Here is a 12464-nt window from a genome sequence, read left to right as displayed (position 1 = left end):
CCTGTTCACAGAAAGGTGAGCGTGACAAGAAATCAAGCAGATCTTAGAGCCTGAGCAAACCGAAAAAAGAGAAAGATCATGCCTGCATTTCTGACCTATGGCATCCTTGCCATCGCCATCGCCTTTGAGATTTTCGCCACCAGCATGTTGCAGCGCTCCGAACAGTTCACGCGGCTTGCGCCGACGCTGTTGATGGCGCTTGGCTATGCTCTGTCGTTCTATCTGTTGTCGCATGTGCTGCGGGTCATTCCATTGGGGATCGCCTATGCGATCTGGTCGGGGCTTGGGGTGGCCTGCGTGGCGCTGATCGGACGGTTTGTCTTTGGCCAACAGATAGATACGGCGGGCATGATCGGGATCGGGTTGATTATCGCGGGCGTGGTCGTGCTGAACCTGTTTTCCGGCAGCGCCTCGCATTGACGTAGGGTCACAAATGGTGGTTGGTGTTAAAAATGATTGACTTATGTCAATCCAAGGCGTTCTGAACGCCGCACAACCATATCGGGAGATCCCCATGTCATCCAAGGCAATTGCCGAATTTATCGGCACGTTCATCCTCGTGTTCTTTGGTGTCGGCTCTGCCGTGCTGATGGGCGCTCATATCGGCTTTCATGGCATCGCCATGGCCTTTGGCCTGTCCATCGTCGCCGCCGCCTATGGCTTTGGCGCGATTTCGGGCGCGCAGCTGAACCCTGCCGTGTCGCTGGGCTTTCTGCTGTCGGGCCGTCAGGAAATGGGCGATTTCATCGTCTATGTCATCGCGCAGGTTCTGGGTGCGATTGCGGCGGCTTTCGTGATCTATGTGATCGCCTCGGGCAAGGCGGACTATTCGCTGGCCACCAACGGGCTGGGCCAGAACGGTTTTGGTCCCGGCTATAACGGCGGCTACAGCCTGACGGCGGCGCTGGTGTTCGAATTCGTGGCGACCTTCCTGTTCGTGACGGTCATTCTGGGCGCGACGCAATCCGATGCGCCGCTGGGCTTTGCCGGGCTGGCCATCGGTCTGACGCTGGCCGGTATCCACCTGGTCGGCATCGACGTGACCGGCGTTTCGGTGAACCCGGCGCGGTCCATCGGCCCGGCGCTGTTCGCAGGCGGTCAGGCGATGTCGCAACTGTGGCTGTTCATCATCGCCCCGCTGGCGGGCGGTGCGCTGGCCGGTATCCTGCATGGCGCGGGGATCACCCGCTCGCCCCACGCCGCGCCGCGCGGTTCGCGCTAAGCCGCGGATTTTCCGACTGCGGGCCGTGCCGGATTCCGGCGCGGCCCTTTTTATTGGTGCCGCGCCGCCCTAGATCCAAGGACAACAGGAGGCACCATGATCCGTTTCGACAACAGCTATGCCCGCCTGCCCGCGCGGTTCTTTGCCCGTCAGCCGCCGGTTCCGGTGCGCGATCCGGCGCTGTTCGCCCTGAACCGATCCTTGGCCGAACGGCTGGGTCTGGATGCCGACTGGCTGGCCGGGCCTGATGGCGTGGCGATGCTGGCGGGAAATGCGGTGCCCGATGGGGCCGCACCGCTGGCCATGGCCTATGCCGGGCACCAGTTCGGCGGGTTCGTGCCGCAGTTGGGCGATGGCCGCGCGCTGTTGCTGGGCGAAGTGATCGCCCCGGACGGCGCACGCTTTGATCTGCAACTGAAAGGGTCGGGTCAGACGCCATTTTCGCGCCGGGGCGACGGGCGGGCATGGCTTGGCCCGGTGCTGCGCGAATATCTGGTCAGCGAGTTCATGGCCGCCGCCCATGTGCCGACCACCCGCGCGCTGGCCGCGGTGACCACGGGCGAGCGGGTGATCCGCGAGACGGTCTATCCCGGCGCGGTGCTGACCCGCGTGGCGTCCAGTCATATCCGGGTGGGCACATTCGAATATTTCGCGGTGCGTGGCGACACCGAGGCGCTGGCGGCGCTGACCGATCACGTCATTGCACGGCACTATCCCGGTGCGGATGGTCCGCTGGGGCTGCTGGATGCGGTGATCGCGGCGCAGGCGGGCACGATTGCGCGCTGGATGGCCCTGGGCTTTATTCACGGGGTGATGAACACCGATAACATAGCCGTGTCGGGCGAGACGATTGATTATGGTCCCTGCGCCTTCATCGACGGGTTTCATCCTGATACGGTGTTTTCCTCGATTGATGCGCACGGGCGCTATCGCTGGTCGGAACAGCCGCAGATCGCGGTGTGGAATCTGGCGCAGCTTGCCACTTGTCTGATCCCGCTGATGGGCGAGCAGGATGCAGCCGTGGCTGCCGCCACGACATCCGTTCACCGTTTTCCGGCATTGTATCAGGCGGAATGGCTGGCGCGCTTTGGCGATAAGCTGGGAATTGACGCCACCCCAGAGGATCAGCCGCTGATCGAGGATCTGCTGCGGTTGATGGCCACGCAGCGCGCCGATTTCACCCGCGTTTTTGCCGGGCTGGCCGACGGTCGCGCGCGGGATGAGTTCACCGACCGCGCCGCTTTTGACGGCTGGGCGGGCCGTTGGCAGGCACGCGGGCCGGATGCGGCGCGGATGGCAGCGGCAAACCCCCGCCGCATCCCCCGCACCCATCGGATCGAGCAGGCGATTCAGGCGGCCCTTGCCGCTGACCGTGCGCCGTTTGATTTGCTGGCCCAAGCCTTGGTTCATCCGTTCGAGGATCGCGCCGAATGGGATGATCTGGCGCGCCCGCCCTTGCCAGATGAGGTTGTTCCCCGCACATTCTGTGGGACATAACGGCGCGGGTGGCGCCGGGGGCGCTTCGCCCCCCGGACCCCCAGAGGATATTTGCGGACAGAAGATGCGGCTGGCCAGCTATAATCTGCACAAGTGTCGGGGAATGACTGGTCCCCATGCGCCCGAGCGCAATCTGGCCGTGATCGCCGGTCTGAGGGCCGATGTGGTGGCGCTGCAAGAGGTCGATTTCCGCTATGGCGCCCGGCCCGAGGCCTTGCCGCGTGCGCTGGTGCAAGAGGCGACCGGGCTGGTGCCGGCGGATTTCACCGGCACGGGCGAGCATTCGCTGGGCTGGCACGGGCAGACGCTGTTGCTGCGGCCCGATCTGGCCGCTGTGGCGCAGGTGCGGCGGCTGCCCTTGCCGGGGATCGAGCCGCGCGGGGCCATTGCCCTGCGTCTGCCGGGGCTGACCGTGGTGGCGCTGCATCTGGGGCTGGCGCGGTCGTCACGCCGGGCGCAATTGGCGCGGTTGGTCGCACGGGCGGCACGGCTGGGCGGGGGGCCGGTGGCGCTGATGGGCGATTTCAACGAATGGCATGATGAACGCGGGTTAGAGTCGTTGGCGGGGTGGCAGGTCGTTGCACCGGGGCCGACCTGGCCCGCGCCCCTGCCCCGGCTGCGGCTGGATCGTTTCGCGCTGAGCCGTGATCTGGCTTTGCGTGCCAGCGGGGTATTCGGCAGCGACATCGCGCGCGCCGCATCCGATCATCTGCCGATCTGGGCTGAAATCGACCTGCCGTAAGTCTTGGGGTGCATTTTCCGTTTCGCAGTCCCTTTAATGCGGTTACAAGACCGCCAAGCCAAAGGGAGCGTATCATGACCGCCATCATCGACATTTTCGCCCGCGAGATTCTGGACAGCCGCGGCAACCCGACCGTCGAGGTCGATGTCACACTGGAGGACGGCACCATGGGCCGCGCCGCCGTGCCCTCGGGCGCCTCTACCGGCGCGCATGAGGCGGTGGAAAAGCGGGACGGTGACAAGGGCCGTTATCTGGGCAAGGGCGTGCTGGAGGCTGTGGCCTCGGTCAATGGCGAGATTGCCGAAAATCTGATCGGTGAGGATGCCACCGAACAGCAGGCCATCGACGCGATGATGATCGACCTTGACGGCACCCCAAACAAGGGCCGTCTGGGCGCCAACGCGATCCTTGGCGTGTCGCTGGCGGTGGCCAAGGCGGCGGCGGCGGCATCTGCCTTGCCGCTGTATCGCTATGTCGGCGGCACGGGGGCACGGCTGTTGCCGGTGCCGATGATGAACATCATCAATGGCGGCGAACATGCCGATAACCCGATCGACATTCAGGAATTCATGATTATGCCGGTCAGCGCGGAAAACATCCGCGACGCCGTGCGCATGGGGTCCGAGGTGTTCCACACGCTGAAAAAGGAACTGTCGGCGGCGGGTCTGGCCACGGGCGTTGGCGACGAAGGCGGCTTTGCCCCGAACCTGTCCAGCACCCGCGATGCGCTGGATTTCATCCTGCGCGCGGTCGAAAAGGCCGGTTACAAGCCGGGCGATGACATCATGCTGGCGCTGGATTGCGCATCCACCGAATACTTCAAGGATGGGCGCTATGTGCTGTCGGGTGAAGGGAAAACCCTGACGGCGGCTGAAAACGTCGATTATCTGGCCGCGCTGTGCGCCGATTATCCGATCCTGTCGATCGAGGATGGCTGCGCCGAGGATGACTGGGACGGCTGGGCGCTGCTGACCGAACGTCTGGGCGGCAAAGTGCAACTGGTCGGCGACGATCTGTTCGTGACTAACCCCGACCGTCTGGCTGATGGTATCGCGCGCGGTTGCGGCAACAGCCTGCTGGTCAAGGTGAATCAGATCGGCACCCTGTCGGAAACGCTGGACGCCGTGCGTATGGCCGATCGTGCCGGTTACACCAGCGTGATGAGCCACCGCTCGGGCGAGACCGAGGATGCGACCATCGCCGATCTGGCGGTGGCGACCAACTGCGGGCAGATCAAGACGGGTTCGCTGGCCCGGTCTGACCGGCTGGCCAAATACAACCAGCTGATCCGAATCGAGGAAATGCTGGGCGAAACCGCTGAATACGCCGGGCGCAGCATCCTGCGCTGATCGCCAAGGGGGGCACGCACCCCCCTTTTCATTACACCGGCAGATCGCCCGGCGGGGTATGATACAGCCGAACAACGGTGGCCAGGCCGTCGGCCAGCAGCGCCCGGTCTATCTTGCAGGGCAGCGCGATGCGCACCGCATTGGGCATCGCCGGTGCCGCGCCGCCACGATCACCGACGGCAGAAAACTCATCCGCCGATCGCACCAGCACACCGTTTTCGGCGGTGCGGGTGGCAAAGGTCGAGGCCCGCCAGCCTGTCGGGAGGTTCAGCCACAGAAACGGCACCCCCGGCTGACTGACAAAACTGATGCCCGCCAGCACACGCCGCGCCAGCCGAACACGGTCGGCGAACACCGACTGCACCTTGCGGGCCAGATCGCAGGCGGCGCCGGATTCGATCAGTTCTGTCACCAGTCCGACCAGCGGCAACGACAAGCCAAAGTGGCTGTGCTGCGCGGCCAAGCGGCCCGCCGCCCCCATGCCCTCGGGGCAGATGACAAAACCAAAGCGCAGCCCGGCTGACAGGATCTTGGACAGGCTGGACACGTGCCAGACGCGTTCCGGGGCCAATGCCCGCAAGCTGACCGATGTTTCACTGATGTCACGCGGCACCATTGGCCCGGAAAAGCATTCGTCCTCGATGATTTGCAGATCGTGACGACGCGCGACGGCGACCAGAGCCTGACGCCGCGTTGCACCCATACGTGCGACGGTGGGGTTCTGGGCCGAGGGCGTCAGGCAGACCAGCCGTGCGCCGCTGCTGCGGGCCGCGCGGTCCAGATCGTCGGGGATCATGCCTTCGTCATCCATCGCGACCGGCATGATTTCGGCGCGCAGCAGGCGCGCGGCATGACGCAGGCCCGGATAGGCCAGCGATTCACACAGCACACGCGGTCGATCACCGGACAGGCACAGTGACATGACCATGACGATGGCATTCTGCCCGCCATGGGTCAGCACGATGTCATCGGGACCAAAGCTGCCGGGACCGCGTTCAGACAGCCAGCGGCACAGCGCGGCGCGACAATTGCGGTCACGGGTCAGCGAGGGGTAATCCAGCACATCGTCACCGATCCGGGCGGCGGCGCGGATCATCGCGGCACGGATCGCTTCGGTCTGGCCGCAATCGGGCAGTTGCGGGATGCGCAGATCAACAGTGGCGCGGCCATGCGCCGGCGAATCGACCCGATCCGTCAACATCGGTTGCAGCGGCCCGATACGCGGACGCGGCTGCGCGACAAAGCTGCCGCGCCCGACATGGCTGTCCACCACCCCTTCGGCCGCCGCGATCTGATACGCGCGGGCCACGGTGCCCGGCGTGATCCCCAGCCGCCAGGCCAGATCACGCACCGCAGGCAGGCGCGTGCCGGGCGGCAACTCACCGGAACGCGTGGCATCACGCAGGGCATTGGCCAATGCGCGGAATTTCGGCCCTGCCTCGTCGGAAAGTTTCGGTTGCCACTTTGTATCGGTCACAATGTTTTTCTTTCGTGGCGCATGGCGCAATTGTATCGTTCTGTTTGTCTAGCATCGGGTTTGTAGCGATACAATCCGGGCTGGTCTGATCGCCGCGCGCGGTCATCCATTGGCCGGTTCCCCCCGGCACCACCTTGCCGGGGCATCGCCCCGGCATTTTTCAACCGTATTTGACCCTTCTGCCTACTGGACGGGCCGATCCGTCGCACTAAACTGCGGCGGCATACAGGGCGGTCACTGACGGGTCGGAACGACTCACCCGATCCTGTTCTTAGGGAGAAAACATGAAAGATTCGAAATCGTTGGACCGCCGCGGCTTTTTGACCCGCGCTTCGGTTGGTGGTGCTGCCGCAGCCGCGGGCGCAGTTCTGGCCGCGCCTGCCATCGCACAGGAACAGCCCAGCATCGCCTGGCGGGTGGCCTCGTCCTTCCCCAAGTCGCTGGACACCATCTATGGCGGCGGCGAAGAACTGTCCAAGCGCGTGAGCGAGGCAACCGACGGCAAGTTCACCCTGCAAGTGCTGGCGGCCGGTGAAATCGTCCCCGGCCTGGACGCCATCAACGCGGCGGGCGACGGCACGGTCGAGGCGGCGCATTCGGTCGGCTATTACAACTGGGGCCGCGATCCGGCCTTCGCCTGCGGTGCTGACCTGCCCTTTACCTTCAGCGCCCGGTCCAAGTCGGCCTACATGTATTTCGGCGGCGGGAACGAGCTGTATAACGAATTCCTCGACCAATATAATCTGGTCGCCGCCCCCGGCGGAAACACTGGCGTTCAGATGGGCGGCTGGTATCGCCGCGAGATCAATACCGTGGCAGACCTGCGCGGCCTGAAGATGCGGATCTCGGGCCTTGCGGGCCGGGTTCTGGAAAAGCTGGGCGTTGTGCCGCAGCAGATCGCCGGTGGCGACATCTATCCGTCACTGGAACGCGGCACCATCGACGCAGCCGAATGGGTCGGCCCCTATGACGATGCCAAGCTGGGCTTCCAGCAGGTGGCACCGTATTATTACTATCCCGGCTATTGGGAAGGTGGTCCGACTGTCAGCTTCTTCTTTAACAAGGCCAAGTTCAACGAACTGCCCGCCTCGTATCAGTCGCTGTTGCGCACCGCCTGTCAGGCGGTCGATCAAAGCATGCTGGCCAACTACGACTACAAAAACCCGACCGCGCTTCAGGAACTGGTCGCATCGGGGGCGCAACTGCGCCCGTTCAGCGAAGAAATCCTGTCCGCCGCGTTCGACGCCTCGCGCGAGGTTTATGGGGAACTTTCGGCTCAGAATGAATGGTTCAAGCGCCAGTGGGAAGCGCAGCAGGCCTATCTGAACAACTGGTATCAATATGCCCAGACAGCCGAGTTCACCTATGACTATTTCATGATGCTGCAACAGCGCAACGGCAAGTTGACCCCGACCGGCTGACGCTTGCATCCGCAAACCACACCGCCGCCGGATCGAGTTCCGGCGGCGGTTTTTGTGTGGCAGATACACAAGGCAAGCCGCGCTTGCAGCCGCGAATATGGGCTGAAAGGTCAGGGTTATGGCTTGGGATGGCGGGCCGAAGACGACGATACCGAAAACGACGTCTATTCCATAGCCTTCAGTCGGATATGCGGAAACGCGGACGGGCCGTGCTGGAATAGCGCGACAGGGGCATGACGTTAATGCATCCCTCGCCACTGTGCCGGTGTGACGCCCTCCCATGATCGGAACGCCCGGTAGAACGAGCTGGTGTCCTGAAATCCCAGCAGGAAGGCGATCTCGCCGATTCCGTTCTGGCCGTCCGAGAGCAGATGCCGGCCAAGCTCTTGCCGCGCATCTTCCAGGAGTTCGCGATAGCTCGATCCCTGCTCGGTAATCCGGCGTTGTAACGTTCGCTCGCTCATGCCGAGTTCATGCGCCACGTCGGCAACTTCCGGCTTGCCGCTTGCAAGACGGCGTTTAATCAGAATTTTGACCTGCTCCAACAAAGAGGACTGTGCCTCGATCTCCCCAAGCGAGGCGGCAAGTGCCGGCTCCAGGACCGCCAGCAATTCGGGGTTGTGCCCGGCGAAGGGAAGATTCAAATCGTCCCGATTCAGCACCAGCGCATTCTGCGGGCAACCGGCCCGGACGGGTGCGTCGAAATAGCTGCGATGCGTCTCGGAAACCGGTCCCTGCCGAACCATTTCGACCTGAAGCGGCCTGATATGCCGCCCAGTGCCGCGCCGCCCCAGTTCGAGGATCGCGGCGAAGGTGACTTCCGCTGCGGCATCCGGCTCGACCTCATGGGTATAAAACCAGCGCAGGGTGATCCGGCATTCGTCGCCGCTTTCCATCACTGAAAGTTCTTCCGGCGTGCACAGTCGCTTGAAACGTGCCAGCCGATGCAGTCCGTCGCGATAATCGCGAGCGAGGAAGGCTGACATGGTGGCGGATGGATGCACCGATCCGCTGCGTCATCGACACGGCAAACGATGCGGCGGAAATCAGCCTTGACGAGAACGTCAACCGCGAGAACCTGCACCCCGCCGACGAGTTCGAGCGCTTCCGCGAGCTTTCGGAAAATCGCGGATGGGGAGCGGAGGAAATCGCCGCCCGCTTCGGCACCTCCGCGCATGTGGTGAAGCAGCGGCTTCGCCTCAGGCCGAACGCCGCCGTGAGCATATCGCCTCGTTGCAGCGACAGGCCACCGAATCGGAACAGCGCCTCAAGCGCCTCTACGACGCCATCGAGGCGGGCGTTGCCGATCTGGACGACCCGGCGCTCAAGGAGCGTATCGCCGGCCTCAAGGTCATCCGCGATCAGGCGAGGGCCGACGCCGACCGCGCACAGGCGTTGCTTGAAAGCCCCGGCCACAGCGCCCTCAGTCCCACGATGATCCGGGGCTTCGCCCATAACGCACGCGAGCGCATCAAGGGCAGCGAGGGGGGCTATCGGCGGGATCACCTGCGCTCGCTGGCGCAGCGTGTCGAGGTCGCGGACGACGCAATCCGCATCATGGGATCGAAGACGGAACTGCTAAGGACGCTTATTGCGGGCCAAGTGCGGCAATCGGCGGCGATTGGCGTGCCCAGAGGCGGACTGAAGTGGCGGAGTGGAAGGGATTCGAACCCTCGAGACGGTTTCCCGCCTGCACCCTTAGCAGGGGTGTGCCTTCGACCACTCGGCCACCACTCCGCCGACGCGTTTAGCGATCACGCGCGGCAGAGGCAAGGGGGTTTGCACGGTCTTGGCTGTTCCGTCGCAGCAAAGGCGCCTGTGGCAAAACGGCAACCACGCAGTGGTGTAGCGGGACGGGCTGGAAACCTTTGGCCAAAGGAATAGTTATCGCCTCACTGACGTAACAAGATCAACTGGAGATCGTCATGAACAAGATCATCGCCCTTGCCACTGGTTCGCTTCTGGCCTCGGCCGTCGCAGGTGTTGCGGGCGGTTACACCGCCCCGGTCGTCGAAACCGCCCCCGTGGTGGTCGAGCAGGTCGTTGTTGCCCCGGTCGTCGACTGGACTGGCTTCTATCTGGGTGGTCAGGTCGGCAAGTTTGACCCCAAGCTGGAAACCAGCGCGGGCAACACCGACTTCAGCTCGAACACCTATGGTATCCACGCCGGTTATCTGCATGACTTCGGTCGCTTTGTCGGTGGTGCCGAACTGGCCTATGACAAGGTGAGCAGCTTCGAAGCCGATGGCGCCGATGTTGACACCGATGGCCGTATGCTCAGCGCGAAACTGCTGGCCGGTTACAATGCAGGCCGATTCCTGCCCTACCTGACGGTCGGCTATAACGACCTGAAAGTGGACGGCATCAATGGTGCCGCCGATCAGGATGGCGACGGCTATTTCTATGGTCTGGGTGCCAAGTTCAAGGCCACCGAAAACGTGCTGGTCGGCGCCGAAATTCTGCGCCGCGAATTCAGCGACTTTAACGGCGTGGACGGCAATGACCTGAAAGGCACCAGCCTTGGTCTGAACGTGTCGTATCAGTTCTGATCCGGCCACTAGCCAAATGGAAAGGGGCGCATCACGCGCCCCTTTTTCGTATCTGGTTCAGATAATGACCAGATCTCCGTTCAGGTCGGAAACCGAGCCGACCCCGCGCAGTAACAGCGTATCGCCATTGCCGAAATCAAACAGAATATCCGGCCCGGTATCCTTGGCAAAGCGGGTCAGAACCTGCGCCGGGGTCAGCTTGCCCGTCCACAGGTTATCGTCGATCAGCAAGCGGTCATTGCCGTTTCCGAAATCCGTGATGACATCCGCGCCATAGCCCTTGGCAAAGACAAAACTGTCGGCCCCCGGCCCGCCGGTCATGGTGTCGCGCCCTGCCCCACCGATCAGCCGGTCATTACCCGCGCCGCCCCGCAGCAGATCATTTCCGGCACCGCCGTTCAGCGTATCGTGGCCCGCACCGCCCAGCAGGCGGTCGTTACCAGCCTCGCCCCGCAGCAGATCATTGCCGCCATTGCCTTCCAGCGTGTCACTGCCGTTGCCACCGAAAAGGTGGTCATTGCCGGTGCCGCCAATCAGCCGGTCATTCCCAGCCCCGCCAAACAGCGTGTCATTGCCAGCACCACCCAGCAAACGGTCGTTACCATTTCCGCCGCGCAGCAGATCATGGCCATTGCCGCCGTCCAGGGTATCCCGCCCTGCCCCGCCCAGCAGAGTATCGCGCCCCGAGCCGCCATAAATCACGTCATTGCCATTGCCGCCGGACAGATAATCATGCCCGCCCGCGCCATGCATGATGTCATTGCCATCCTTGCCAAACATCCGGTCGCCCTGCGCCGTGCCCAGCAGCATGTCGCGCCCCGATCCGCCATTCAGCGGCGTGCCCGCATCAGCCTGCATAACCCGAGGGAACGCGCCGGTGCCATCGCCCAACAGCTTAAACCATATGTCTTTTTCGATGGTTCCGCCCCAGCTCCACGTCAGCATCAGCGGGCCCGCGGGCAAGCGTTCGACCTCGACCGAGGTAATATCCTCGTAGGTATCATTGAGCAAATTGATCGGGGCGCCAATCTGAGTTCCGGCACTGTCGAAAATGCGGGCATGAAGAGTGTAGTATTTAATTTTATTGCCAAGCTCCGATGTCATATGGGTGAATACAGGATAAATCATCGTCCAAAATCCACCACCCAAATTCAGCATCTCGGTCACAAATGACACGTGGTCGTCCTTCTCGGAGGACAGCTTGATCGGCGCGGTAATGGGTGCCCCAGAACTGTTCATCATACGCAAATATCGCGCGGTTTCACCCGTGTAGAGGTTTTCAACCCACCAAGTTGTGGCGAAGCTGCCGTTCGACATTCGCAGCGTATCGGGCGAACTGGCTCTGATATTGTCGTATGTATCGCCAGGCCGAATGCCAAGTTCGACAACCGGCCCTGTGGGCTTGCCGTTATTGTTGAAATACTGGCCAAAAGCCCCGAACGAATAGACATATTCCTCTATCGGATATTTTTGACGCCAAGTGAGCAAATACCCACCATCTGCGGGTTCCAGATCGACTCCGGGGAGCGTTGACCGATTTCTTTGTGCCAATCCCGTGTCAACATCTTTTAAAATAAACCCGCTGGACAACAGCTTTCCGGCAGAGTTGAATTTATAGGCCGGAATATCCCAGTCCGCATTGAAAGGAGAGTCTGCGGTCAGAACCAAAACGGATCCATCCGACAGTAGCTTCAAATCCTGCATATGCGACGCATCGCGAAGTCTGCTTCCGTCCAAAGGGTGGTCAGGGTTTAGCTGAATATCTCCGGTTCGCGGCACCCCATTTAAGTCAAAAAATCTGATATAGGTGTCGTTTACCGCATCATGAAAACCGTTTTTGTCGGGGCCGTCGCTGGTCCACGCCACCGCGAATCCATCTTTCGTCGCGACAACACGGGAATTAAACTGCCTTCCGCGATGCTCTATATAGGGAACACCGCTGTTCACCAAATTGAAATCGCGATCCATAACTATGATGCCCAAGCCGCCGCGCGGTGGCTCTGGGTCTATATTCGCATCTTGCCAAAGAAAAACCACTCCGCCATTCGCCAAAGTGACAATGCTCGTTATTTCCTGATTCAGATGACCACCAATCAGAAGCGTCTCAACACTCATCATACACCCCCACAAGAATCAACCCTGCGCAGACTATCCGCACAGTTAACATTTGACGCAAGAGTGATAAGGTCTGATGCCACCCGCAAAGG

The 12464-nt window shown here is 62.2% G+C and carries 11 protein-coding genes and 1 tRNA gene; 7 read left to right on the top strand and 5 right to left on the bottom strand.

What is annotated here, in order from left to right:
- Nucleotides 1-78: 78 nt before the first annotated feature.
- The 5 genes from Q4G22_RS05805 (at nucleotide 79) to eno (ending at nucleotide 4810) form a co-directional block, all read left to right on the top strand.
- On the top strand, nucleotides 79-420 hold the full coding sequence (locus Q4G22_RS05805) for a multidrug efflux SMR transporter (protein ID WP_303384956.1): 342 nt from the start codon (nucleotides 79-81) through the stop codon (nucleotides 418-420).
- A gap of 94 nt (nucleotides 421-514) precedes the next feature.
- Nucleotides 515-1222 carry an aquaporin gene (locus Q4G22_RS05800; protein ID WP_303384955.1) on the top strand — a complete coding sequence of 236 codons (708 nt, stop codon included), beginning with the start codon at nucleotides 515-517 and terminating at the stop codon, nucleotides 1220-1222.
- 96 nt (nucleotides 1223-1318) lie between these two features.
- Nucleotides 1319-2719, top strand: a complete 1401-nt coding sequence (locus Q4G22_RS05795) for a YdiU family protein (protein WP_303384954.1) — start codon at nucleotides 1319-1321, stop codon at nucleotides 2717-2719.
- Between the two features lie 64 nt (nucleotides 2720-2783).
- A complete protein-coding gene (locus tag Q4G22_RS05790) occupies nucleotides 2784-3461 on the top strand; it encodes an endonuclease/exonuclease/phosphatase family protein (protein ID WP_303384953.1) in 678 nt (225 codons plus the stop codon).
- A 74-nt stretch (nucleotides 3462-3535) separates the two neighbouring features.
- Entirely contained in the window at nucleotides 3536-4810 is a 1275-nt protein-coding gene (gene eno / locus Q4G22_RS05785) for a phosphopyruvate hydratase (protein ID WP_303384952.1), read from the top strand.
- A 31-nt stretch (nucleotides 4811-4841) separates the two neighbouring features.
- On the opposite strand, the gene Q4G22_RS05780 is transcribed toward eno, so the two are convergent.
- Nucleotides 4842-6287: a PLP-dependent aminotransferase family protein gene (locus Q4G22_RS05780; protein WP_303384951.1), complete on the bottom strand. Its 1446-nt coding sequence runs from the start codon at nucleotides 6285-6287 to the stop codon at nucleotides 4842-4844.
- A gap of 302 nt (nucleotides 6288-6589) precedes the next feature.
- Here Q4G22_RS05780 and Q4G22_RS05775 point away from each other — a divergent pair, with 302 nt between their 5' ends.
- Nucleotides 6590-7708 (top strand): TRAP transporter substrate-binding protein, encoded by a 1119-nt coding sequence (locus tag Q4G22_RS05775; protein WP_303385060.1) that lies wholly within the window; start codon nucleotides 6590-6592, stop codon nucleotides 7706-7708.
- 239 nt (nucleotides 7709-7947) lie between these two features.
- Here Q4G22_RS05775 and Q4G22_RS05770 read toward each other — a convergent pair whose 3' ends face one another.
- From Q4G22_RS05770 to Q4G22_RS05760, 3 genes are all read right to left on the bottom strand, one after another.
- Nucleotides 7948-8631, bottom strand: coding sequence for an AraC family transcriptional regulator (locus Q4G22_RS05770; RefSeq protein ID WP_303385059.1), 684 nt, complete (start codon nucleotides 8629-8631; stop codon nucleotides 7948-7950).
- On the bottom strand, nucleotides 8552-9163 hold the full coding sequence (locus Q4G22_RS05765; RefSeq protein WP_303385064.1) for a hypothetical protein: 612 nt from the start codon (nucleotides 9161-9163) through the stop codon (nucleotides 8552-8554). The genes Q4G22_RS05770 and Q4G22_RS05765 overlap by 80 nt, the downstream gene beginning before the upstream one ends.
- Before the next feature lie 192 nt (nucleotides 9164-9355).
- A tRNA-Ser gene (locus tag Q4G22_RS05760) sits at nucleotides 9356-9445 on the bottom strand.
- A gap of 188 nt (nucleotides 9446-9633) precedes the next feature.
- On the opposite strand from Q4G22_RS05760, the gene Q4G22_RS05755 reads away from it, so the two are divergent.
- A complete protein-coding gene (locus Q4G22_RS05755) occupies nucleotides 9634-10257 on the top strand; it encodes an outer membrane protein (protein ID WP_303384950.1) in 624 nt (207 codons plus the stop codon).
- A gap of 57 nt (nucleotides 10258-10314) precedes the next feature.
- Here the strand turns inward: Q4G22_RS05755 and Q4G22_RS05750 are convergent, their stop codons facing one another.
- On the bottom strand, nucleotides 10315-12372 hold the full coding sequence (locus Q4G22_RS05750) for a calcium-binding protein (protein ID WP_303384949.1): 2058 nt from the start codon (nucleotides 12370-12372) through the stop codon (nucleotides 10315-10317).
- Nucleotides 12373-12464 lie beyond the last annotated feature (92 nt).

The sequence above is a fragment of the Paracoccus sp. (in: a-proteobacteria) genome, from assembly GCF_030538655.1.
GTDB lineage: Bacteria > Pseudomonadota > Alphaproteobacteria > Rhodobacterales > Rhodobacteraceae > Paracoccus.
This window is presented reverse-complemented; position numbering and strand designations above follow the sequence as displayed.